The following is a 26,306-nucleotide window of genomic DNA, read 5'->3' on the forward strand; positions in this document are numbered from 1 at the left end:
ATGAGCTTATCACCTGTAGATTACCAATCCAGATTGACTGCGGTTGATTTTGATCCATTTGTAGATGGAGAATTACTTCTAACAGCCCCTGCCACAGAATCACAAAAAGAAATTTGGGCTTCTGTGCAAATGGGGAATGCAGCCAATTGTGCTTATAATGAGTCCCAATCTCTGCGACTAAAAGGTGAACTTGATGTCAAAGTTCTCCAGTCTGCGGTGGAAAAGTTAGTACAACGTCATGAAGCACTGCGGACAACTTTTAGCACCGATGGCAATACACTCTGCATTGTTGCTTCTCGGCAAATTGAAATCCCTATTATTGATCTTTCTAAGCTAGAACCACAGGAACATCAGGAAAAATTAGCTAGTATCTTGCGACAAGAAGTAGAGCAACCTTTTGATTTGGAACATGGCCCTCTATTTCGGGCAAAAATTGCGAAATTGCAGCCGCAGGAGCATCTAGCTATTTTGACAGCCCATCATATCATTTGTGATGGTTGGTCTTGGGCAGTGCTGATGCCAGATTTGGGTAAACTTTATTCTGGCTTGCAACAGGGTATTGTTCCTGAATTAGAAGAACCAGACTACTTAAGTGAATATGCGACTTTGCAGGAAGAAGAGGCGGATAGTCCAGAAGCGATCGCCACAGAAGAATATTGGTTACAACAATTCGCTGACTCTGTACCTGTGCTGGATTTCCCTAGCGATCGCCCTCGTCCACCACTCAGAACTTTTAACGCCGCCCGCGAAGATTGGCATTTAAATCCCCAATTAGTTGCCAACCTCAAACAACTAGGAACAAAACTCGGTTGTAGCTTTCTGACCACTATCCTGGGAGGATTCGAGGTCTGGCTGCACCGTCTAACAGGACAAAACGACTTGGTTGTAGGCATTCCAGCCGCCGGACAAGCTGCTTTGGGGCAATATAATCTTGTAGGTCACTGTGTAAATTTATTACCCTTGCGTACCCAGATTGATGGCGAAAAATCTTTCAGCGACTACTTGCAAACGCGGCGATCGGCTGTCTTAGATGCCTACGATCATCAACAATTTACCTTTGGTAATCTGGTCAAAAAATTAGTATTGCCACGAGATTCTAGCCGTATTCCCTTAGTACCAATTATATTTAACATCGATCAAGCCTTAGACAGCGATAAACTTCCCTTTATCGAGTTAGAGGTGGAATTTTTCTCTAATCCACGCGCATTCGAGAATTTTGAACTGTTTATCAATGCTACGGAATCGCATGGTGAACTTATACTAGAATGCCAGTACAACACTAATTTATTTGACGCTGATACTATCCGCCGCCGGATGGCAGAGTTTGAAACTTTGTTATTGGGCATAGTTGCTAACCCTAATCAAATTATTGCTAAATTGCCAATTTTGCCAGCAGTTGAGCAACAGTTATTGGCAACATGGAACAATACTCAAACAGCTTATCCCCAAGATATTTGCATTCACCAGCTGTTTGAAGCTCAAGTAGAGAAAACTCCAGATGCGATCGCTGTAGTTTTTGAAGATCAACAAATTAGCTACCGCGAACTGAATCAGCAAGCTAATCAGCTAGCCCATTATCTCCAAAGCTTAGGGGTCGGGTCAGAAGTTCTAGTTGGCCTGTGTGTCGAGCGCAGTTTGGAAATGGTTGTAGGAGTTTTAGGCATTCTCAAAGCCGGGGGAGCATACGTACCATTAGATTATGCTTATCCTCAAGAACGTTTAGCTTTTATGCTGCAAGATGCTCAGGTGTCAGTGCTACTAACGCACGAGAAGCTAAAGTCGGGGCTACCCAACCATCAAGCAGAGATTGTTTGCCTTGATAGCAACTGGCAATCCAGAGATTACGGGTTAGATAACCCAACACATAACGTCACTTCCAATAACTTAGCCTACGTCATCTATACATCTGGCTCCACAGGTCAACCAAAAGGCGTTCAAATTCAACATCAGAGTGCTGTTAATCTCCTGAATGCGATCGCTAAAGAACCCGGTTTAACTGCTGAAGATACTCTCCTCTCTGTTACTAGCCTATCCTTTGATATTGCTGTTTCAGAAATTTTTCTCCCCCTGTCTGTAGGTGCGAAGTTGGTGTTGGTGAGCCGTGAAGTTGCGGCTGATGGCACTAAACTGTTAAAAACGCTCACCGCCTCTGGGGCAACCTTTATGCAACCAACACCAGTGACTTGGCGGCTATTACTGGCAGCTGGATGGCAAGGTAGTCCTCAACTCAAGATGATTTCCACAGGTGAAGCCTTACCTAGAGACCTAGCAAATCAATTATTACCTAAGGGAGCTTGTCTGTGGAACCTCTACGGGCCTACAGAAACAACGATTTGGTCAACAGGCTATAAGGTGACAACGGCAAATAAAACAATAGACATTGGTTGCCCTCTAGCTAATACGCAGACATACATTTTAGACTCCCATTTACAACCCGTTCCTATTGGTATATCGGGTGAGTTGTATATTGGTGGCGAAGGACTAGCAAGGGGATATCTTAATCGTCCCGAACTTACTGCTGAAAGATTTATTTCTAATCCCTTCAGTTCAAACCCGAAATCGCGCTTATACAAAACTGGAGATTTGGCTCGCTATTTACCAGATGGACATATTGAATACTTGGGTCGGATCGACTATCAGGTAAAATTGCGTGGTTTCCGCATAGAATTAGGTGAAATTGAAACCGCACTTCTACAACATTCAGAAGTAAAAGAAGCTGTTGTAATTGTTCGAGAAGACACTCCTAATGAGACTAGTCTAGTAGGTTATATTGTTGCCGAAACTGGTCAAGATAGCTTGCAAGTGATTTCGCAATTGCGTCGATTCTTGAAACAACAGCTTCCTGACTTTATGGTGCCAACAATCTTTATGGCACTAAAAGCTATGCCATTAACCCCCAATGGCAAAGTCGATCGCAAGGCATTGCCAAAGCCAGATGCTTCCCGCCCGGAACTGGAGGCAAACTATGTAGCGCCTCGCACTCCCATTGAGCAGCAGATTGCAGATATCTGGACACAGGTTTTGAATGTTAGACAGGTTGGAATTTACGACAACTTTTTTGAATTGGGTGGATATTCTCTACTAGGAATTCAAGTGGTTTCTCGACTGCGCCAAGCCTTGCAAGCAGAAATTTTGATGTCCAATTTATTTGAATTACCAACGGTAGCAGAATTGGCTGAACGAGTGGAGACTCTGCGCTGGGCCACCCAAGGTATTCAGGCTGCTGATAGTGAAACAGCTGATGATTACGAGGAAGGTGAGCTATGAAAACATTACATGAACTACTATCTGAGCTACGTCAGCGCGATGTCAAACTTTGGCTAGAGGGTGAACGCTTACGCTATCGGGCGGTGAAAGACAGCCTCACACCGGAACTGCTCACCGAGTTAAAAACTCAAAAAGCCGAAATCATCAACTTTCTAAAACAAATTACTACAGCCGCCAGTTCGCAAATTCCTCCAATTGTCGCTTGTGAACGGAATGGCAACTTGCCACTTTCCTTCGGTCAGCAACGGATATGGTTCCTGCATCAGTTTGAACCTAATAGTTCCTCAAATAATATGCCCGTTGTGGTGCGTTTTACGGGAAATCTTAATGTTGCTGTTTTAGAGGAAAGTTTGAGAGAAGTCGTCTGTCGCCATGAAGTTTTGCGGACAACTTTTCCAGCAGTGAATGGAAAGCCCACTCAAGTTATTGCTACCGATGTTTCCTTAACATTGCCAATAATTGACTTGCAGCAAGTAGCAGATGAACAACGAGAGGCGGAAGCTCACCTACTAGCAACTAAAGAAGCTCATCAACCTTTTGATCTAGCCAATGGGCCGATTTTGCGGGTGCTGCTGCTGAAGTTGAGCGATCGCGAGCATCTGCTAATCTGGAATATGCACTGCATAGTTTGTGATGGAGCTTCTTCTGATGTGTTCTATCAAGACTTCACTACCATTTATAAAGCATTGTCGGCTGGGAAGGCTTCTCCTTTAACTCCCTTACCAGTGCAGTATGCTGATTTTACTAATTGGCAATATCAATGGCTCCAGGGAGAGGTTTTAGAGTCACAGGTAAACTACTGGAAGCAAAAGCTAGAAGGCAATTTACCGATCATTAAGTTACCTTACGATCATCCCCGTCCTCAAGGTGTGCAAACTTATCGAGGCGATCGCGCTGCCCTGCTGCTACCAAAGACGCTAAACCATACCCTGACAGACTTGAGTCAAAAATGGGGTGTCACCCTGTTCATGACTCTACTGACAGTGTTTGAGCTATTACTCTACCGTTATTCTGGACAAGAAGACCTACTCATCAGCTTTGCCAGTGCCAGCCGCGGACAAGTAGAAACCGAAGGGCTGATTGGATTTTTCTCTAATACCCTTGTAATGCGGGGTAACTTAGCAGGAAATCCAACTTTCCGACAATTGTTAGATCGCGTGCGTAAGGATTGCTTAGAAGCTTATAGCCATCAAGACCTACCATTTGAAAAGTTAATTGAAGAACTTAGACCAGAACAACAAAGTCGCAGTAGTTCGTCTTTATTTCAGGTAAAGTTCTCCCTCAATCCTCCTTGGTCTAATGGTCGTGGCATGGCATCAGTGCAACTACCCGATCTGACTATCACTTCTTTATTTGGCTATATTTATAATGGCAAAACCAAATACGATCTGACATTAGTCTTGCGGGAACAGGATAATGGCCTGGGCATGGTATTTGATTACAATGCCGAGATGTTTGATGCCAGTACCATAGAGCGGATGTTGGGACACTTCAAAAATTTACTCGAAGGTATTGTCACTAATCCCGATCTGCCGATATCTGAATTACCCCTGTTAACAGTAGGTGAACAACATCAAGTGTTGGTTGATTGGCATGGCAAACAGGCTAATTATCCCCAGAATACTTGTATCCATCAGTGGTTTGAGGCTCAAGCGAAACGAACTCCAAATAATATTGCAGTAAGTTTTGAAAATCAGCAATTAACCTATCAGGAACTCAACCAGCGTGCAAATCAACTAGCCCGCTATTTGCAAACTCTAGGGGTGAAATCGGGGGTACTCGTTGGTCTGAATGTAGAGCCTTGCCTAGATGCGATTGTGGGGCTGTTGGGTGTTTTAAAAGCAGGGGGAACTTACGTATCCATAGCTCCGACATCTGGGCAAGATGGTTTGGCTTTCATTTTAGAAGATGCTCAAATATCCTTAGTATTAACCCAAAGCTCATTAGTTGCGAAACTCTCTGGGCATCAAGCGCAAGTTATCTGTTTGGATACTGATTGGGAAGGTATTGCCGTACATTCAACTGAAAATCTAGTATATTATACCACAGATCGGATTCTCGCTTGTGTGATGTATGTATCCGGCTGCGATGGAAAACCCAACGGTATAGGTATTACTCACCGTAATCTTGTCACCCACAGCTTGGCCATTAGCGAAACTTGGGAGTTGACTGAGCGCGATCGCCTACTACTAATATCTAGTATCAGTTGCGATTCTTTTATTGAATCACTTTTCCCCACTTGGATTGCTGGTGCTACTGCAATTATCCAGCCTCAAGAGCTACAAAACTTGACGGCGCAGTTTTTCCCATTCATTGCTCAACAACAGATTACCATTGTTAATCTACCTACTTCTTTTTGGTATGAGTTAGTTAATGAGCCATCTATATCTTTACAAACCTTGCCCGTCAGCTTGCGCTTAGTTATGGTTGGTGGTGAAAAAGTCTCACGCAATGCCTATTTAACTTGGGTAGAAAAAGTTGGCAAGCAAGTACGCTGGCTGAATGCTTATGGATCGCTAGAAACAACTTTAACCGCCACGATTTACGATCCAGAAACCGCCACTGAAGCGAGTAACACTCGGTCAGAAATTCCCATAGGGAGAGCGATCGCCAATACCAAAATCTACATTCTCGATCAGCGATCGCAACCAGCGCCAATTGGTATTCCTGGCGAAATCTACATCAGTGGTATTGGTATTGCACAAGGCTACTTTAACCGTCCAGACTTAACATCTGAGAAATTTATCCCCAATCCCTTTAGCAGTGAATCTGGAGCATACCTTTACAGAAGTGGCGATTTAGGACGCTACTTAAGCGACGGTAATATTGAGTTTTTGGGCCGCCTAGACAATCAGGTAAAAATCCACAGTTTTCGCATTGAGTTGGCTGAAATTGAAACAATTTTAGGTCAATATCCAGGCGTACAAAAAACTGTGGTGATTGCCAAAGAAGATGTTCCTGGGGATAAACGTTTAATTGCTTATGTTGTCCCTAAAGAAGGGGAGACTTTTGGAAGTGAGCAACTACTTAGTTTTCTCCAGCAAAAGTTGCCTGAGCATTTGTTGCCTTCTGCCTTTGTCATAGTGGATTCTTTGCCATTGAATGCTAATGGTCAAGTTGATCGCCAAGCCTTAGCTGCGCTTAATCTAACTAATTCTAAAATAGGAAAAATATTTGCTACAGCAGAAAATCCTTTACAACTTCAATTAACAGAAATCTGGGAAAATGTTTTAGGAATTCATCCGATTGGAATAACAGACAACTTTTTTGATTTGGGTGGACACTCACTGCTAGCAGTACGTCTTTTTTCTGAGATTGAAAAGATTGTAGGCAAAAACTTAGCTCTATCTATCCTTTTGCAAGCCCCAACTATTGAGCAATTAGCTAATATTGTTGAGCGAGAAAAATCCTCAAATGTTGGGATTTCAGTGGCATCAACATCTGATGTCAAGTCTGAAACATCAATTCCTTGGTCATCTTTAGTAGCTATTCAGCCCAACGGTTCTAGGCCTCCTTTCTTCTGTGTACATGGTTTGGGTGGAGAAGTTCTGCGTTTCCGTGAATTGGCAGTGCATTTAGGATCAGATCAACCCTTTTATGGACTACAACCACAAGGGTTAGATGGAAAGCAACTTCCTTATACCCGAATTGAAGACATGGCAGCGCACTACATTCAACAAATCCAGACTATTCAGCCCTGTGAGCCTTATTTGATCGGCGGCTACTCGTCTGGGGGTATAATTGCTTATGAGATGGCTCGGCAATTGGTCATGCAAGGTAATAAAGTAGATTTGCTGGTTTTATTTGATACCTATGGTTCACGAAATATTGAATCTGTGCCATTGCAAAAATCAACCTCTCATAATTGGAAGAATCTTTTAGCAACTGCATCTAATTATGTTATTGAGCAGGTAAAAGGAAATATAGAGCGGCTTAAGTATCAAATCAAAGAGATACTCTGGCGGATTGTCTTTCACGTTCACCTGATTCTCGGACGCCCCTTACCTTACTCCAACCGAAAATACATGGTGCAAGAGGCCAGCATACAAGCACTCAGAAAATATGTTCTACAAGTTTACTCAGGTCGAGCAACCGTATTCCGAACAGAAGATGGTCTTGTAGTTGGACAACGACAGGGTGATGCCAAAATGGGTTGGGGTAAATTGGCATTAGGGGGAGTGGATATTTATGATATTTCTGGGATTCATAATTCCATTTTTAAAGAACCCTATGTACGATCTGTGTCTGAAACAATGAAGGCTTGCATAAATCAAATTATTGCAGAAACCATAGGAAAGAAGTAACTCAGGGAAGTAAAAAACTTAACTTTTCCAACCTCATCTCACTTGCGGGATGGGGTTGTTTTATTTGTGGGTAATAACTTCTACTGGCAGTTTGATATAAGTCAATACGGTTCAGTTAGCGCCAAAAACCCCTCAGATGCGTAGGTTGGGTGGAGGAACGAAACCCAACATTTTCGCGGGTTTGTTGGGTTTCACTTTGTTCCACCCAACCTACGATTATCCTTAACTGAACCGGATTGTAATATAAGTATAAATGCGATCGCTAATAAAACATGGTAGTGACAAAGATTACAACGATTTGATTGTGCAAGTAAATTTAAGTGCCAATCTTGCTTAAAATCGGGTAATTACTTAGCAAAATCGAACAACCTCATCCCATCTGTGGGGTGGGGTTATTTTATGCATATCGATGTAAATGACTTAATGTGAATTAAACTAGTAAATTTACTGAAGGCAGTTCTTGTGTTTCCTTCATAAATTTAATAGTTGATTCCTCTTAGAGGGCAAAAAATCTTCGCCTTTACTTTTATTATTAAATAAGCTAGCAAAAACGTGATGGAGAATTCTTTCATAATCGGTCATAGGTAATATTTAACAAGGAAAGTTAATGAAAAGAAGTGAGGTTTAAAACCGTACAACTCTTAGAGACGCTACCGCGTAGCAAGATCCCCGTAGGGGTACGTCCCGCTATGCGCTAACGCCTGCAAGTGGCGCGTTCGCGGTAGCGTTCGCAAGAGAAAGAATCATTGTTTCCCAAGGGTTGTTGAAACCCCACCCGCAAGTGGCGTGGCTGTCTTTAATTTTGAATTTTGAATTTTGAATTTTGAATTGATTCATTGTCTTTCGCCATCAATTATACTGTCAATCCCTGTATTCAGGAATATGTAAAACATCATTCAGAAATTCAAAGTTTTTTTATTACATAATTCTTAACTAGGGTATTTACTTAGGAAAATATCTGTGATATTTTCAGGTTGATTATCATAAATTAAAAATAGGCGACCCTAAATTTAACAGCCGCATTTCTGTATATTGCTTTGATGATGAGTATGCGTCCTGCATACTTGCAATACTAAATATTGATTTTAAACTTGTATAAATTATGTGGCGTTAACCAAGTGATAACTTATCCTCGATCTATTTAGACTATCTTTGGTTTTGAACAATAGATAGAAGTAGAAACCCTGTTAAGTGAACGCAGGTATGAAATTAGACAAAAATAACCTCTGTGATTTGACAAAATTAGGCAACCTAAATGCCACATAAGTCTTACTGTTGGTGGCATAAAATCCAATACTGCCACTGTTAATAAAAGAGATACTGGGTAATATTCTCAGCCTTATTCTTCACTTTTCCCTTTGATTTGTTTGATATGACTTATATTAAGAGTACTTTTCCCGAATTTCTCACCACCCTAGAGGGGTTTGATCGATTACCAGATGGAGCGATCGCTAATTTATCAGAACAACTACAAGCCTGGCGCTATCGCATAGGTCAGAAAATCATCGGTAAAGAAAGTCTCCCAGAACGCATCACTATCATTTATGAGGGACAAGTGCGGCTATTGGGATACGACCCCCAAACGCAAATGCCAATCACCCTCAAATTACTGCAACCGGGAGAAATTATTGGCGAAATTGGTTTGTTGCGCGATGTCCCCTGTGAAATCGCGATCGCTTCCACCGAAGTAGTATGTTTAACCTTGAGTGCATCAGCATATTTTAGCTTTCTGGCTTCATACCCAGCCTTTGCCGAAGCTCGTAAGAACCGCAGTTATTTGGCAGAAGTTTTCGATATTATCGGTTCCTATTGGCAAAAGCAAGCGATCGCTACCTTAAATCTCAGAGAATTGGCAGAAAAAGCCCTACCAAAAGCGAAAATACATTATCTCTCTTCAGGAAAAACTCCATTCAATCAACTGGATAGCGAAAGCATCTGGTTTGTCAGTGGCGGTGGTACAATCACAGATTTGTCACCTGGCGATCGCCTAGAATCAGACGACGATCGAGATAATATCCAAGTCATAGGTCAAAATCCGGCGCGCTTGGTTGGTATACATCCTTCAGATTTGCTCTTAGAAGATAATAGTCATCAGATAGAACTTGTGGTTAGTAACACCACATCAGATAGCGCAGAGAAATTAGATATCCCCTACGCATCAGACGAAATAGTTCCACAAACAGCCCCCCAAAATTCCAAGAATTCGCCAAAACAAAAATACCCATTTTTTGGCGGTAAAGGAGAACTAAATTCAGCCTTCGCCTGCTTCCAAATGATCGCGAAGCACCTAGAAATGCCGTTTCGGCGAGAGGTGGTTCGCCGCATCTTAACTGAGCAAGTCAAACGCCAGGGGACTATATCGTTTCAAGTTACTGCTTACCTGGCAGAGTCCATTGGACTGAAAGCCCAGTTAATAGAGCTACCAGTCGCTTCTATAGCGCGCATTCCGACACCTGCGCTGATTCGCTATGGTGATAGTTTTGCCGTTTTATATGCAGCTGATGCCAATACCGTAGTTGTAGGTGTGCCGTCTCAAGGAATTGTGCGCTGCAAACCCGCTCAATTGGTTGAACAATTAGAGGTTGATCCAACCAACTTTCCGCCCCAAGTTAGGGTATTGCTACTCAGTGCTACCAAAGAAACACCCCAAGAACGTTTTAGTTTACGGTGGTTTATACCCTATTTGTCAAAACACCGTCGAGTCCTGATAGAAGTCTTTATCGCTTCCTTTTTCGTACAGTTGGCAGCGTTGGCAAATCCTCTAGTCGTTCAGTTAATTATTGACAAAGTTATAACTCAAAATAGTATTGGTACACTACATATTTTGGGGGTTTTACTATTAGTAGTCGGGCTATTTGAAGCAGTATTGACTACTTTAAGAACCTACCTATTTGTCGATACCACTAATCGGATTGATATGGGTTTAGGGTCAGAAATTATTGACCATTTACTACGTCTACCGTTGCGCTACTTTGAACGCCGACCGGTGGGTGAACTTTCCACTCGCATCAACGAATTAGAAAATATCCGCCAATTCCTCACGGGTACTGCCTTAACAGTAGGGTTAGACGCTCTGTTTTCAGTGGTCTATATTGGTGTAATGCTGATTTACAGTTGGCAACTCACATTGGTGGGCTTAAGCACAATTCCCGTGTTTATTGTGATCACCTTAGTTGCTTCTCCTACCATTAGCAGACAGTTACGTGCCAAAGCCGAACGCAACGCCGAAACTCAATCTTATTTAGTGGAGGTGATGTCAGGCATTCAAACAGTAAAAGCGCAAAATATCGAATTGCGATCGCGCTTTTCCTGGCAAGAGCGTTATGCCCGATTTGTCGCTGCTGGTTTTAAAACAGTTGTGACTTCTACCCTTGCCAATTCTACCAGCAACTTTCTCAACAAACTCAGCAGCTTACTAGTCTTGTGGGTAGGAGCTTATTTAGTACTCAAAGGCGAATTAACTTTAGGTGAATTAATCGCCTTTAGGATTATATCGGGTTATGTCACCAGCCCAATCTTGCGCTTGGCTCAACTTTGGCAAAGCTTCCAAGAAACTGCCTTGTCTCTAGAACGTTTAAGCGATATTGTCGATACACCACAAGAAGGAGAAACAGACCGCTACAATATACCCTTACCTACTATTAAGGGAGCAGTGAAATACGAAAATGTTTCCTTCCGTTTTGGTACAAGTGGCCCTCTACAACTTTCTAATGTCAACCTCGAATTTGAGCCAGGGAAATTTATCGGTATTGTCGGACAAAGTGGGTCTGGTAAAAGTACGATGATGAAGTTACTGCTGAGACTTTACGATACTGAGTCCGGCAGAATATTGATTGATGGTTATGATATTGCCAAAGTGGAACTTTATTCACTGCGACGACAAATAGGCGTAGTTCCTCAAGAGACATTATTGTTTGACGGCAGCGTTCAGGAAAATATTGCCCTAACCAATCCCGATGCCACAACTGAAGAAATTATCGAAGCGGCTCAGGTTGCGTGCGCTCACGAGTTTATCATGAACTTAACCAACGGTTATAACACGCGGGTGGGAGAGCGCGGTTCTGCACTTTCAGGTGGACAAAGACAAAGAATTGCGATCGCTCGTTCAGTTTTACAAAGACCAAAACTATTAGTTTTAGACGAAGCAACCAGTGCATTAGATTATCCCACAGAACGGCAAATCTGTCTCAACTTAGCCAAAGCATTCAAAGGTGATACAGTATTTTTTATTACCCACCGTTTGAACACTGTGAGTAATGCAGACATGATTGTTGTGATGGATAATAGCAGGGTTATAGAGCAAGGCAGCCATCAGGAATTAATGGCTACTAAAGGCCATTATTATTACCTGTATCAGCAACAAGATGTAAACTTGTAATTAGTCATTCCTGGGGGCAAAGGTTTTTGGCATCGGGAAACATTGCCCACCCTACAAAAAATCCAAAATCTAAAATCCCAAATCGTTATGACTCAACTTAATGGCAATCACCTCAACGGCAATCAGAAAAACGGCAATCAAAAAAACGGAGTGAAGCAAGATTCAAGCCTACTTACAAAACAACAGAAAGCTACTCAAGAATCTTTAAATAACTCAAACAATCAGGAATTTGAGCAATCTATTGTCTTGCGCCAATCTCCAATTTGGTCGCGTACAATCATGGTTACACTCATGGGACTAGCCTGTTTTGGAATTGCTTGGACTTATTTTGCAAAAATTGAGCAAGTAGTGCCAGCAACAGGGCAATTAAAGCCGCAAGGAACAGTCAAAGAAGTTCAGGCTCCTGTTAGTGGCGTGGTGAAAACAGTTAATGTTAAAGATGGACAAGAAGTTAAGCCAGGAGATTTATTACTAACTTTTGATTCTATCGCTTCTGTAGCCGAATTGAATTCTTTGAAGAAAATTCGCCTTGCATTAATTAAAGAAAACCAGATTTATCGCCGATTGATGGGTGCGAGTACCGCCACAGGATCGGAATTGTTATATCTGCGCGGTAATTTGCCACAAGAAACTGCTTTTCTATTAAAAAGTCGAGCTGCCTTAGTAGCAGAAAATGAATTATTTCGGACTCAATTAAAAAACTCTGGCCAAGATTCTGGATTGGGAATTGATGAACAACAACTTCTACGAGTTGCCAAAAAAGAATTAGACTCTCGTTCTTCTGCGGCGCTATTTGAAGTAGAAAAAACCAGAAAGCAACTTACTCAAAACCAAATTAAACTAGAAGATAGTAAAGCAAGTTTAGCTATTCAACAGGGAATTTTAGAGAAGCTGAAGATATTAGCAGAAGAAGGTGGCATTTCTCAACTTCAGTATCTCAACCAGCAACAAGAAGTACAAAACCGCACGGCGGAAGTAGCGCAACTAGGTGAAGAACTAAAACGCCTCCAGTTTGATATAGAAAAAGGACAACAAGAAGCAAGCAATACGGTTGCTGTTTCTGATAAAAACATTTTGGACAAGATAGCCGAAAACAAACAGCGTATTGCCACAATCGATAGCCAATTCATGAAAGTTTTGCTAGATAATGAGCAGCGTTTGGCAGATGTCAATAGTAAAATATCTCAATCACAATTAAACGTTAAATATCAAGAACTCCGCGCGCCTGTAGCTGGGACAGTTTTCGATTTACAAGCAAAAAATCCTGGATTTGTAGCAACTCCGACTACTAAACTATTGCAAATTGTCCCCAATGAAAGCTATATAGCTGAAGTTTTCATCACTAACAAAGATATTGGGTTTGTGCGAAAAGGTATGAAGGTAGATGTCAGAATTGACTCCTTTCCTTACAGCGAGTTTGGCGATATCAAAGGAGAAGTGATTGGCATAGGTTCAGATGCATTACCGCCAGACCAAACCCATCAGTTTTACAGATTTCCGGCAAAAGTCTCATTAAATAAGCAATCTTTAGTAATTAAGGGTAAAAACGTCACCTTGCAATCAGGTATGTCCATCAGTGCCAATATAAAAGTGCGCGAAGAACGGACTGTGCTTAGTTTATTCACTGAGTTATTTACCAAGCAAGTCGATGCTCTTAAAGAGGTACGTTAACAATTCAAAATGACGCTCGCGGACTCGCTAACGCTGCGCTAACAAAATTCAAAATTAAAGACATTTCAGACAGGGATTTAGCGAGAAACGCGGTCTTGGGCAAAGCCCAAGAGGAGCGATTTCTCAAGACAAACCCCGACTGAAATGGGTGCTACATGTAGATTGCAGGTTCTTAAACCCTTTAATTTACGATAAAGGGTTGAGTTAAAAGACCGCAGTGACTCCACAAGGAGAATTGCTCCTTCACTTAGTACATAAATACTAAGTACTTTTCCTCGCTCAATACTCAGCACGGGCTGAACACCCCGCTAACAGCACTCTTAATGATGGTTAATTCTCAACGCATCGAACCTGCTCCCGGACAAGAATCAGTTTGGGATTACCCTCGTCCTCCTCGTCTCGAGGACACAAATAAACACATCCAAATAATCTTTAACGGAGTAATAATTGCAGATACCCACAATGCCAAACGTGTTTTAGAAACTAGTCATCCTCCTTCTTACTACATTCCTCCTGCGGATATCAAAATGGAATATCTACATCTGACACCGCAATCTAGTTTTTGTGAGTGGAAGGGAAGTGCTGGTTACTATACAATCCGAGTTGGTGAAAAAGAAGTCCATAATGCTGGTTGGTTTTACCAAAATCCCACACCAGCCTTTGAATCTATCAAGGACTATGTAGCTTTTTACGCTCATATCATGGATAAATGTTACGTGAATGGCGAAGAGGTGCAACCACAACCAGGTAACTTCTACGGTGGTTGGATAACCAGTGATATTGTTGGGCCATTTAAAGGCACTCCTGGTACTTGGGGATGGTGAGTCAATTTTAGATTTTAGATTTTAGATTTTGGATTCAATAGTAAGTAAAGCGATGTATGATATCTAAGCGAAACCCATTATTGATTTGCTGGTTGAAGTTGAAAATATTGCCAATTCATGAACATTGGTGTCAACTTAAGGCGAAACCGCTTGTCCGCCGGAAATTGAAATTCCCGTCTCATGGCTAAAGTCATCTGAAGATGACTAAATATCGCCAAAAATCTCCAGTCTACTTCAGTAGACTTAAGCTAAAAGCCCGGGAATTTATTTTTGAAGTAATAAGTAATAAGTAATAAGTAATAAATAATGAGTAATGAGTAATGAGTAATACCCATTACTCATTTATTTATTCCCTGGCGGGCATGGAAGCCAACAGATAAGCTATTTCCAGCTTAAGTTGACACAAATGATTCATGAATTGCCCCTACACCTTGCGATATAATGTTGTACTTCATCTGAATGGGAACCGCTATATAGCGATCCTAAATGAGTTGTGAAAATCGAGAGACTCAGATCCCCGACTTCTCAAATAAGTCGGGGATCTTATTGTTCACGAATGATTTAGGACTGCTATATTTAGGATTACTAAATTGATGTTATAGCTATCTAGAAGGTTTCGCTTCAAACATCAAATACGTCCCTCCAAGTCCTTCCACAATTGTGCGTGTATTGGCAATCATCATTCTCTGATAGGTGTCACCGTCGCTTCCTGGTTCGCCAAGTCCCTCAGCATAAAGCTTCCTTTTAGAAATTTTCACGTCGGCTTCTGTGGCTACAGATTGAATCAAATTAGGATTAATTTCTACCTCAGCAAAAATTGTTGATACTTTAGCCCGTTTAATGTTCGTAGCCAAATTTTTGACTCGTTCGGCGGTCAGTTTTTCGTTAGTACTAATACCTTGTAATCCTCCTGCCAATGAAAGACCGTATGCTTTGGCGTAATAACTCAGTGCATCAGAGGTTGTAACTAACTTGCGTTCTTTGGTAGGAATACTGGCAATTCTTGACTTAATCCAGCTATCTAGTTGAGTGAGTTCATTGGTGATTTTTTTAGTATTGCTGCTATAAGCCTCTGCATCATTAGATTCTAATTTTCTCAGATTACTATTAATTACCTCTACCATTCTGATAGTATTTTTGGCATTGTGCCAAAGATGAGGATCAGTTACACTCTTATCACCTATCTGAAATTTTTGTGGCTTAGGCACTGCCAGTTGACCGACAGCTATTTTTGGTGCAGAGTTTTTAGTAGCTTTAATTAACTTGATCAGATTTGGCTCAAAATTGTAACCAGTATAAAGAATAAGATTAGCTCGCTCAATGGCTTTACGATCTTCCGGTTTTGGTTTATAAAATTGCGGATTGGCAGTAGGAGAAATTAAGCAGGTGAGGTTAACTGTATTCCCGGCAACCTGTCGGGTTAAGTCACACAATACACTTGTAGTTGCTACAACTTGGGGGAGGTTCTCATTTACCTGGGCGGTAGTCTGAGTAAATGCAGTTCTTGCAGCTTGATTTCCACATCCAACAAATCCAATTGTCAATGCAACAAGAATAGCTGGAAAAAAATTATTCAATGGTGATTTTGGTGACATCCTCAACTCCTACTGGATGTGTAAGAAAAATAATCATTATTATTCAAGTATTTAGTGAAATACTAGGGAAAAGTCTTCAGGTTAAAGTTAAGGGGAGATGCAGAAGCCTTTGGCTGAGAAAAGGGTAAATGCTAAGGGAAGAGGAATTATATAGAATCTTCCTTTTCCCAGTCCGCACCCAGCACTTTCTGGTTGATGAACCACTAATAGTCTGTCCCAAAAGTTTTGAGAGGTTAGTGGTGTTCAGAACCCCGACTTCTTGAAGAAGTCGGGGTTCTAGCAGCCCCACAAAATTAATGGGACAGACCACTAGTGAGGTTTTTAGAGGCAAAATATTAGTTAACTTCACGCGACAGGCTGGAAAACTGGTAGAGGTAGAAGCACAATAATAAAGGCGATGCTGGGGAGGCTCCAAGGGTGTAGTTCTCTCACCGCCTTTTGAAGGGACTATGCCATTGTGCTTGTTTACCACAAAGGTCGCAAATTGACTAGGATTATTAGCTTAAGGTGTGAAATGTAGTCATGATGGGGCTTATTGAGCATACGGGTTGATTTCGCAAACCGAGTCGTGAATCTAAGGCAATTGTAGCTGTGGTTTGGCAATGTGTGGATATATCGTTGTTACAAAATTGGCACATTGGCGAGTTTTTTGCCATCAGCCTTTGTTACACTAATTTTTACCTAGTAAAGCCTTGCAATACTTTATTACTATAATCTAGGTTGTACTTTGTGCCATAATTTTTATCCTCTAGTTTCTTCATCATTAAATCAGAGCCAAATCAAGTATATAGAACAATTCTTCAAAGCTAATATTGGTGAAGATAAACAATGATAATTTTAGTTATCCTAGTTAACACCCTGATTTCGGTGATACTACTCTATGTGGCTTGGCGGGTATGTCAACTAAAGCAGCAGCTAGCATACATCGCAGATAGGTTAACCGCCTATGAAAGTTGTGCCCATGCAGCACTAAACAAAGCACCCGAAAATATTTATCTCAGCCAGCAGAATATTTATCACTTACGGCAGAGAAATCAAGTACTACAAATACAAATTCAACAAGTGCGGCAAATTATCAGTCTACTTTTGCTAGGACGGCAAATCTGGCAGCGTTATTTTCCGAAGCTAGAGTTAATATCTGGGAAAAGAACAGTTGCAAAATGAGTTATGTCAGGTTCACATGAACATTTATAATTAGGGATCATCTAGCTTGCTTCCTGAGGGTATGGGGGCTACCGCCCTTGATGCAGCATCTCCATTAGGAGAAGGGTACGGAACTACGGGGGATGTGTTAATACAAAGAGACGCCCGCCAGAAGCTTTACCGGAGGTATTAAGACTTTGGGAGACATGAAAAATTTGGAATTATAAGTAATTAATGCTTTTTATATTAATTAATGAATAAAAGCAACATTTATGGCTGATATTTTGTCACGATAGATTAACTGAATAAAATCGGTGGAGTCTTACAAGGGTAGAAAACCCACCTAAAATAGGTGTAAGGAGAGAAACAATAATATGTCTAATAACCGTTCTGGAGTATTTATTGGCGGTTTGATGCTGGGAGCTACCATCGGTGCTTTGACTGGTTTGCTCGTGGCTCCACGCACAGGGCGCGAAACGCGGAAAATTTTGAAAAAATCTGCTAATGCTATCCCAGAATTGGCAGAAGATTTATCAACGAGTGTGCAAATCCAGGCAGATCGTCTCTCTGCTAGCGCCCTACGAAATTGGGATGAGACTTTAGATAGATTACGGGAAGCGATCGCAGCAGGTGTAGATGCCAGTCAGCAGGAAAACCAAGTCTTGAAGCGACAAACATTTGCTGAAGACTCAGATTCGCTTCCCCAGCAATTAGAACGCTCATAAATGACACAATCGTGATTGAACCCCTGTTTTGGTTGGGACTCTCTTTACTTTTAGTCGCCACAAGCTTGACTGCGGTTTTAGTGGCGGCAATACCGGCTTTGCAGGAGTTAGCACGTGCGGCTCGCAGTGCAGAAAAGCTATTTGATACCCTATCACGGGAGTTACCACCCACTCTAGAAGCTATCCGCGTGACTGGCTTAGAAATCACTGACTTAACTGATGATGTCAGTGAAGGTGTAAAAAGTGCTAGTCAAGTTGTAAAACAAGTTGACCAAAGTCTTGATAGTGCAAGAAAACAGGCTCAAAATCTGCAAGTAGGTACACGTACTATTGTTGTTGGCGTGAAAGCTGCGTGGAGAAATTTCACGCGCCAAAAACCTGCAAGGCGAACAGGCGATCGCTTGCCAAGTAATGAAAAACCACCCCTAACGTTGCGAGAACGAGAAGGGACCAGGCAAGAAAATCGTCGGGGCAAAGCAGAGGTGTACCGAGTTAATGACGGTTATAACGATGCCACTAGCTGGGAAACCAATTTTGATGACGAAGATTGAATTGGGGCATGGGGCATTGGGCATTGGGCATTGGTTATTTCTCTTCATCTTCCCTACTCACCAAAAACCTTTTGCTTTGATCCCCTAGATTAGAGTAAAGTAAACAAGTGTAAAGAACTATCATTTTTACAGTACTCTTTTAAAACAACTTGTTCACTCTACCGTTGATATTTATATAAAAACGTCCATGCAATCTTGTTTTTGGCGACGAATCCTGATATCCATTGCAATATTTTTTCTGGCTGGGTCAATTTGGGTCATGCATTCTCCCCCAGCACTGGCTTATGACAATCCTGAGTTACTTCCTGACACCTTTACCCCAGTTGTAGATTTAGCAAAATCTCTGCCTGTGCTGCAAGAAGAAAGGCTTGTCAAAGATTTAGAGCAGTTTGAAGCCGACACGGGCTGGAAACTGCGAGTATTGACCCAATATGACCGCACCCCAGGTAGGGCAGTTATCAAATATTGGGGTTTGGATGACAAAAGCATTCTATTAGTTGCCGATTCTCGTGGCGGTAACATTCTCAGTTTTAGTGTCGGCGATGCTGTTTATGAACTTTTACCCCGGACTTTCTGGATAGAATTGCAAACCCGCTTCGGTAATTTGTACTTTGTCCGCGAACAAGGCGAAGACCAAGCCATTCTGCAAGCCTTAGAATCAGTTAAAGGCTGTTTACTTAAGGGGGGTTGCAATGTTGTCCCCGGACTGCCACGAGAGCAGTGGATTCTCACCTTGATTAGCTCAGTGATTGGTGGGGTGATTTGTGGATTTGCAGCTCAACCCCGCGATAAAAGCCAAGTTTTTGCTTGGCAATGGGCTTTAATTTTCTCACCTTTGTGGGGAATCTTGTTTATTGCCTTTGGCATTGGGCCAGTGGTGACACGTACAAGTGACTGGGTACCTCTAACTCGCAATATCTCCGGGTTTCTCATTGGCGTCTTGGTTGCCTACCTATCTCCTATTTTCAGTCAGTCTTCTTCCAGTAATGAGTTATGAGTGAGTAATTAGGAGTGAGGAGTGAGGAGTTAGGAGTTAGGAGTTTTTAATTAACTTATAACTCCTAACTCCTAACTCTTAACTCTCTGAAGCTGATAAGCTGAAAGCTAATATTTGAGAAACTCAACAAAAATGGAATGGCACGTAACTGATGCTCAAAGTTTAGCAATCATTGATAGTGAAATTGGCGTTCATGTCTTTTCTCCCGCAGAGTATGAGATTGTGCGTCGGGTAATCTATGCCACGGCTGACTTTGAGTATAAGTCTTTGATTCGTTTCTCTGAGCGTGCCTTGCAAGCTGGAGCAGCAGCACTAGCCGCACGTACCACGATTGTGGTCGATGTGCCGATGGTACAAGTAGGTATTGCCTACGACATTCAAAACACCTTTGCTAATCCACTGTATTGCAGTATGGAAGCTCTAACGCGTCCCCAAAAAGAAAAAACTCGCGCCGCATGGGGAATAGAAACTTTAGCAAAGCGTTATCCAGAGGGTATTTTTGTGGTGGGTCAAGCGCAAACGGCATTGACAGCACTGGTGGATTTAATTGAATCTGAGGAAATTAGACCTGCTTTAATAATTGCGACTCCAGTGGGATTTGCAAATGTTGATGAAGCTAAGGAGCGCTTACAAGACTCTCTAGTTCCTTACATTACAATTGACAGTCGCAAAGGTAATGCAGTTGTAGCAGCTGCGATCGTTGATGGATTGGTAGACTTGGCTTGGCAAGCCTATGGACAAGATGGAAATCGAGGGAGCTAAGAAAGTTGACTATATTCTATTTTGTATCCAAAAGAGTATTCAAAATTACTGGATATCCTGATATTTTTATTAAGTAGTGCTAATAAAGGAGCCTTTTATCATGAGAATTCGAGGTTTCAGTTTAAGCGCATATTTGGCAATTCCTGTAGTATTAGTTCTTTTGGTTAACGCAGAAAGGATAAAAGTATTTTTAGGTGAAACCGTCCGTCAGGTATCTCCTAACAAGGCAATGAGCTTATCTAGTCGCGAGCTAATCAGCACTAATTCAACACCGAAAACATACTATGTTAGTGGTAATGGAAACGACAAAAATAGCGGACTCTCTACTTCATCAGCCTTTAGGACAATTCAAAGGGCCGCAGACCTTACCAACCCTGGCGATACAGTCTTGATTATGAACGGAGTATACACAAATTCACCCAAAGATGGGAGTGTAATAAATATTAAACGTTCTGGAACTGCAAATGCCTGGATTAGGTATAAAGCATATCCTGGGCATTTACCAAAAATTCAGCATAATACCTGGAATGGTATCCTAATTTCAAATGGAGCTTCTTATATTGAGATCAATGGGTTGGAGGTCGTAGGAAACAATGCCAACATAACCCTTGATTATGCGATGAGTCAGAAGACTAACAAACTAAACCCACTGACAAGTGGAAGCTGCATAAATGTGGATGGACGAAAAAATGGTCATAGTCACCATATACGTATTGTCAACAACAAAGTGCATGGGTGTGGAGGAGCAGGTATTTCAGCGATTCAATCTGACTATGTGACGATAGATAATAATGTGGTGTTCGATAATGCCTGGTACAGTGTTTATGGTTGCAGTGGCATTTCGATGTTGAGTAATTGGAATTTTGACAACAAGCAGGGATACAAGATGTTTGTTATCAACAACAAAACTTACAACAATCGTATGTACATCCCTTGGATTGCAGTTGGAAAGATTACAGACGGTAATGGCATTATTATTGATAGTACAAGAAATGACAACGACTCCAAATTAGGTGCATATAAAGGACGTACCTTAGTTAAAAATAATCTTGCATTTAATAATGGTGGATCGGGTATTCATGCATTTTTAAGCGATCATGTTGATATTATAAACAATACAGCTGTTTTAAATAATCAGAGTCCAGAAATTAAAGGTGGGCAAATATTTGCTCATACTTCATCTGATGTCAGAATTTTAAATAACATTCTCTATGCTTTTCCTGGGAAGGATATTAATATCAACACTAAAAATACAAACGTTATTTATGATTATAATATATACATAAATAGTTCTAAGATCAGTGTTAAGGGGTCTCACGATATTGTTGCAGACTCACAGTTTTTAAGAAAATATCCTACTCTAGATAAAATATCTAGGGATTGGAAATCGCGACTAGATAAACAAAATCCGCCAACGCGGTCTTATGCCGAACCTAAGTCGGCAGGTTTTGTTTGTGGGACGGTAAATTATCGTTTGCAAGGGAAACTCATCAAAGTTGGATGTTCTCGTTAGCAAGAAAGCAAGAGGTACAGCAATCTGTTCGGTTAAGGCAAGAGACGCGATGAATCGCCGTCTCTACAATAATCAGTCTTTTGTCTTGACGGCGATTTATTCAATCTTCTACTCTACGTCGCCGCCGACGCGGCTTTTGTTGTTGGTCTTCACGCAAGCGGCGACCGATTTCGTTAAAGAAATCCCGCCGCAGATAAGGATAATCGCTAACCCATAGGTCACGATTAGGAAAGTATATATCGCTAAATTCTTCAATACTGCTCAAATCTGAGCGATTTGACATTACTACCATTTCTGCAATTTGACCACGAGTAATAATTTTGTGAGCAGGACGTAATGGTGCTACAAATTCAATGGTAAATCCTGTGTCATCACCAATCTCTAAATTTATCTGTTTTTCCCGATTTTCTACAATCACCAATTCGCCTTTGTTGTTGACTGTTTCTTGTTTACCTACTAACTGGTCTGTAATCCACCAATCTAGGACTCGACCACGGAAAAAGCCGCCGTATTTATAACGGCGGCATTGCAAATTCCGCATACTTGCTTGAAACACTGGATACCACAACCAAAAAAAAGCGCTAACTACCCCTAGCACAAATACTATTGAAGCAAACTCAAGCTTGAAAACGACTGTTACAAGCAAAATAACAACTATGGCAACTACAGAAATTAACAGCCGTTGCAAGAAATTTGAGAATTTCCCCCAGTAGTACTTGTACTGCAAACCAGTGGCAATTAGGGGGACAACTTGTTCAAATTTCTGGCGAGTCAGTGGTACTAACATGAGTGCTGAGAGTGTGTTTAAAGTATCTTTTCTAATCCATATACTAACGACTTTAGCGCTAAGACTTTGCGAATCGCTAGTAGCACTCCTGGCATATAACAAGCGCGATCGCTTGTATCATGTCGTAAAGTATAAATCTGTCCTGCTGCGCCAAAAATAACTTCTTGGTGGGCAATTAATCCTGGCAAGCGCACGCTATGAATTCTAATCCCTTCATCTGCGATACTGCCCCTCGCTCCTGGTAATTTCTCCGTTTCTTCTACAAGAGCAGGGTTAAAAGTTTTACCCAATTCTCCTAATAATTGTGCTGTTTGAATGGCAGTACCACTGGGAGCATCAGCTTTTTGGTTGTGATGCAGTTCGATAATTTCTACATGGTCAAAATATTTGGAGGCTGCGATCGCAGCTTGTTGCAACAGTACCATCCCAATGGAAAAATTAGGAATAATTAGGCAACCAGTGCTAGCTTTGTCGGCAAAGTCTGCCAAGTCTTGAATTTGTGCTGGGCTTAAGCCAGTGGTGCCAACTACAGGACGAATACCGTAAGCGATCGCACTGCGAATATTGTCATAAACTGAGTCAGGATGGGTAAAGTCTACAATCACCCCTGGAGGAGATTGTCTGTCACCAGCCACATACCCCAACATCGGTTCTAATTGATTAGTAATTGGCACTTCCAGGGGTTCGCTTAAACCTGCCAATTCTCCAGCGTCTTTATCTTGATGTTCCAAACTGTGGTCAATTGCACCCACTAGGTTTAAGTCAGGCGCTTGCGCCACCGCCTTAATTACCTCACGGCCCATTTTACCAGCAGCACCGTTGACAATAACTGGGATAGGAGCTTGATTCGTCATAAGTCGAGAAATACTTTTTGAGTCAACAAAGGAATTGTAAAGACTTTCGCGATCTAGTAGCTAGCTTCTCAAATCTCTGGCTTAATTCCAACTACCCTGAATTGTGCAGCTAATCCCTTAGTTTTTGTACTCCCCAAAAGATCGGTTCTCGTTTTCATCCCACTATCTTACCCAGTAACCGTTTCATTTGCCGATCGTACTGCCTTAATAAGTAGTCCTTATAATATATATCAGCCTTTGTTTGTCAAGTCTAGTTGACCATTTGTAATATTGTTGTTATGTTTATTTACATAACTTAGCAAAAACCCAAAGGAAGCTGCATAGCTAAAATTGCACCTTGTCTATATACCCATCTAGTTTTGGTTGCATTGGGTGTTAACTAAGAAAAACAGACTTCGGTTTTACAATATTCTATCGACATTTGGACTTCTCCCATCTACCTCGGCTATCAAGTCGGGGTTTTTTATGTTCTCGATTAGCATTTTATTTAGTAGTTATAGTGCTGAGGCTGAGTGCTGTTAGCGGATAGCTAAGGTTTAGCCCGTGCTGAGTAAAAATACCAGTCCCCAGTTATTCTTTCATTCTTTGAGATTTTCAACAGGGAATGATTTATTGTCAGGAAGCGCTGTACGTAAAATGTTAGGTCTAGCGATGGATGCGACGATTGGTATTAAATTAATTAACCTATAAAAATAGTAGTGTTTACTCAAAGTACCTCTGTTAATGGCAAGCTGATTATCAAACCAATTTTTATGGGAAGTACCTTGACTCGACGACGGTCAGTCGCAGCTATCTAAACAAAGCCTGGCTATGCAGGTTTGCTCATTTTTAAATTGTATTCGTCTAGATATTTTGTAATAATCCTAATGACACAGATTAAGCCGGAAGTAAAGCGCACAGAAGAATTGCGCCAGTTATTGCAACAAGCTAGCTATGCTTATTACGTCCTAGATGCTCCCATTATGGAGGATGCAGTCTATGACCAGTTCTATCGAGAATTACAACAACTGGAAACTCAATATCCAGAATTGACAGCACCCGATAGTCCGACTCAGCGCGTGGGTGAGAGACCAGCAACGCAGTTTACCTCGGTGCGGCATAATATCCCCTTGTACAGTCTGGAGAATGCCTTCAATCTTGATGAATTGCAAGCCTGGGATCAGCGTTGGCGGCGACAAATACCGAAAATAGATTTAGTAGAATATGTCAGTGAACTGAAAATTGATGGTTCTGCTTTGGCTCTTACTTACCAAGATGGCATTCTAGTTAGAGGGACAACTAGAGGTGATGGGGTGACGGGTGAAGATATCACCCAAAATGTGCGGACAATTCGCTCAATTCCCTTACGTTTGAATTTTGAAGGGTTAGAAATTCTCGAAAGGGTGGAAGTGCGAGGCGAGGCGTTTTTGCCATTGGAAGTGTTTAAACAAATCAACGAGGAAAGGCAAAAAGCAGGTGAGCAATTATTTGCTAATCCTCGTAATGCCGCAGCTGGTACACTCAGGCAACTAGACTCGCGCATTGTCGCTAAACGGCGGTTAGATTTCTTTGGCTACACCTTGCACATTCCTGGTAGAGATGACACCAGTATTGCCAATACGCAATGGGAAGCGTTGGAGTTGCTAGAAAAAATGGGTTTTCGAGTGAATCCTAACCACAAACTCTGTGCTTCGATCGCAGAAGTGGCAAAATATTATGAATATTGGGATACGGAACGGCTGAATTTACCCTACATGACTGATGGGGTAGTAGTGAAGCTGAGTTCTTTTAAACTTCAGGAACAGCTAGGGTTTACGCAGAAATTCCCCCGTTGGGCAGTAGCCTTAAAGTATCCAGCCGAAGAAGCGCCTACCCGTGTGGAAAATATTGCTGTAAATGTTGGCAGAACGGGGGCCTTAACACCGTTAGCCGAGATGCGCCCGGTGCAATTGGCGGGAACAACAGTTTCCCGTGCAACTTTACATAATAGCGATCGCATTGTTCAATTAGACATCCGCATTGGTGATACTGTCATTGTCCGCAAAGCTGGGGAAATCATTCCAGAAGTGGTGAGGGTAATCAAAGAACTCCGTCCGGCTGATACTGAACCCTTCGTGATGCCTACCCATTGCCCAGTCTGCGGTCAACCGGTGGTGCGAGAATCAGGTGAGGCGGTGACTCGCTGCGTCAATGCTTCCTGTGCGGCGATTCTCAAAGGTTCCATTGAACATTGGGTAAGTCGTGATGCCTTAGATATTAAAGGCATGGGCGAAAAGTTGGTATATCAACTCGTTGATAAAGGTTTGGTACATTCCGTTGCCGATTTATATGAGTTGACAACAGAGAAGTTATCTGCATTGGAAAGAATGGGGAAAAAGTCGGCAGAGAAGTTAGTGGATGCGATCGCACAATCAAAAAATCAACCTTGGTCAAGGGTATTATATGGTTTAGGCATCCGTCACGTTGGCAGTGTAAATGCCCAATTGTTGACTCAGAAATATTTCACTGTAGACCAGTTAGCCACAGCAAAACAATCAGATATTGAAGGCATTTACGGTATTGGTGCTGAAATTGCCCAATCGGTGTACCAGTGGTTTCGTATTGATGCCAACCAAAAATTGATAGAACGCTTGCAAGCAGAAGGATTGCAATTAACTGCCACCGAGGAAACAAAAACAGTTGGCGATGGTAATCAAAAGTTCGCGGGTAAAACTTTTGTAATTACGGGTACATTGCCAACCTTAAAGCGTGATGAAGCAAAGGTTTTGATTCAAAAAGCTGGTGGGAAAGTCACTGATTCAGTGAGTAAAAAAACAGATTATTTAGTATTAGGAGAAGATGCCGGTTCTAAGTTAGAAAAAGCGGTTTCTCTGGGAATTACGCAGTTAAGCGAGGCGCAATTGTTGGAGATGATTGAAGATTGAATTAGGGATTGGGGATTGGGGATTGGGGACTG

15 protein-coding genes are annotated in these 26,306 nt (G+C 41.7%); 12 read left to right on the forward strand and 3 right to left on the reverse strand.

Translation table 11 applies throughout. The annotated features are described in order from the left end of the window. The 5 genes from V7K76_RS10685 (at position 1) to V7K76_RS10705 (ending at position 14,444) form a co-directional block, all read left to right on the forward strand. Complete coding sequence (locus V7K76_RS10685; protein ID WP_334776655.1) at positions 1-3,267, forward strand: non-ribosomal peptide synthetase; 3,267 nt, start codon at positions 1-3, stop codon at positions 3,265-3,267. Then, a complete protein-coding gene (locus V7K76_RS10690) occupies positions 3,264-7,571 on the forward strand; it encodes a non-ribosomal peptide synthetase (RefSeq protein ID WP_335029766.1) in 4,308 nt (1,435 codons plus the stop codon). Before V7K76_RS10685 ends, V7K76_RS10690 begins: the two co-directional genes overlap by 4 nt. 1,372 nt (positions 7,572-8,943) lie before the next feature. After that, a complete protein-coding gene (locus V7K76_RS10695) occupies positions 8,944-11,949 on the forward strand; it encodes a peptidase domain-containing ABC transporter (protein WP_334776658.1) in 3,006 nt (1,001 codons plus the stop codon). An 87-nt stretch (positions 11,950-12,036) separates the two neighbouring features. Beyond that, positions 12,037-13,620 (forward strand): HlyD family efflux transporter periplasmic adaptor subunit, encoded by a 1,584-nt coding sequence (locus tag V7K76_RS10700; protein ID WP_334776659.1) that lies wholly within the window; start codon positions 12,037-12,039, stop codon positions 13,618-13,620. Between the two features lie 326 nt (positions 13,621-13,946). Beyond that, the gene (locus V7K76_RS10705; protein WP_334776698.1) at positions 13,947-14,444 is read left to right on the forward strand and encodes a DUF427 domain-containing protein; all 498 of its coding nucleotides are present in this window, start codon (positions 13,947-13,949) and stop codon (positions 14,442-14,444) included. A 602-nt stretch (positions 14,445-15,046) separates the two neighbouring features. On the opposite strand, the gene V7K76_RS10710 is transcribed toward V7K76_RS10705, so the two are convergent. Further along, entirely contained in the window at positions 15,047-16,039 is a 993-nt protein-coding gene (locus V7K76_RS10710) for a metal ABC transporter solute-binding protein, Zn/Mn family (RefSeq protein WP_334776660.1), read from the reverse strand. Between the two features lie 828 nt (positions 16,040-16,867). Between V7K76_RS10710 and V7K76_RS10715 the strand changes: the two genes are divergently transcribed. The 6 genes from V7K76_RS10715 to V7K76_RS10740 all read left to right on the forward strand — a co-directional run bounded on the left by V7K76_RS10715 (position 16,868) and on the right by V7K76_RS10740 (position 21,730). Further along, entirely contained in the window at positions 16,868-17,203 is a 336-nt protein-coding gene (locus V7K76_RS10715; RefSeq protein WP_334776661.1) for a hypothetical protein, read from the forward strand. Positions 17,204-17,556: 353 nt separating this feature from the next. Next, positions 17,557-17,907, forward strand: coding sequence for a YtxH domain-containing protein (locus V7K76_RS10720; protein WP_179063835.1), 351 nt, complete (start codon positions 17,557-17,559; stop codon positions 17,905-17,907). An 11-nt stretch (positions 17,908-17,918) separates the two neighbouring features. Then, positions 17,919-18,458, forward strand: coding sequence for a DUF948 domain-containing protein (locus V7K76_RS10725; RefSeq protein WP_334776662.1), 540 nt, complete (start codon positions 17,919-17,921; stop codon positions 18,456-18,458). 187 nt (positions 18,459-18,645) lie between these two features. Then, positions 18,646-19,455: a TPM domain-containing protein gene (locus V7K76_RS10730; RefSeq protein ID WP_334776663.1), complete on the forward strand. Its 810-nt coding sequence runs from the start codon at positions 18,646-18,648 to the stop codon at positions 19,453-19,455. A gap of 132 nt (positions 19,456-19,587) precedes the next feature. Beyond that, positions 19,588-20,217, forward strand: coding sequence for a precorrin-8X methylmutase (locus V7K76_RS10735; protein WP_334776664.1), 630 nt, complete (start codon positions 19,588-19,590; stop codon positions 20,215-20,217). A gap of 100 nt (positions 20,218-20,317) precedes the next feature. Then, a complete protein-coding gene (locus tag V7K76_RS10740; RefSeq protein WP_334776665.1) occupies positions 20,318-21,730 on the forward strand; it encodes a right-handed parallel beta-helix repeat-containing protein in 1,413 nt (470 codons plus the stop codon). A 100-nt stretch (positions 21,731-21,830) separates the two neighbouring features. Here V7K76_RS10740 and V7K76_RS10745 read toward each other — a convergent pair whose 3' ends face one another. Both V7K76_RS10745 and dapB read right to left on the reverse strand, forming a co-directional pair. Beyond that, positions 21,831-22,517 carry a phosphate ABC transporter permease gene (locus V7K76_RS10745; RefSeq protein WP_334776666.1) on the reverse strand — a complete coding sequence of 229 codons (687 nt, stop codon included), beginning with the start codon at positions 22,515-22,517 and terminating at the stop codon, positions 21,831-21,833. 17 nt (positions 22,518-22,534) lie between these two features. Next, positions 22,535-23,371, reverse strand: a complete 837-nt coding sequence (gene dapB / locus V7K76_RS10750) for a 4-hydroxy-tetrahydrodipicolinate reductase (RefSeq protein ID WP_334776668.1) — start codon at positions 23,369-23,371, stop codon at positions 22,535-22,537. An 866-nt stretch (positions 23,372-24,237) separates the two neighbouring features. Between dapB and ligA the strand changes: the two genes are divergently transcribed. After that, on the forward strand, positions 24,238-26,274 hold the full coding sequence (gene ligA / locus V7K76_RS10755; RefSeq protein ID WP_334776669.1) for an NAD-dependent DNA ligase LigA: 2,037 nt from the start codon (positions 24,238-24,240) through the stop codon (positions 26,272-26,274). The last annotated feature ends 32 nt before the right edge of the window (positions 26,275-26,306 follow it).

The organism is Nostoc sp. (genome assembly GCF_036917975.1).
In the GTDB taxonomy this organism is placed as follows: Bacteria; Cyanobacteriota; Cyanobacteriia; order Cyanobacteriales; family Nostocaceae; genus Nostoc.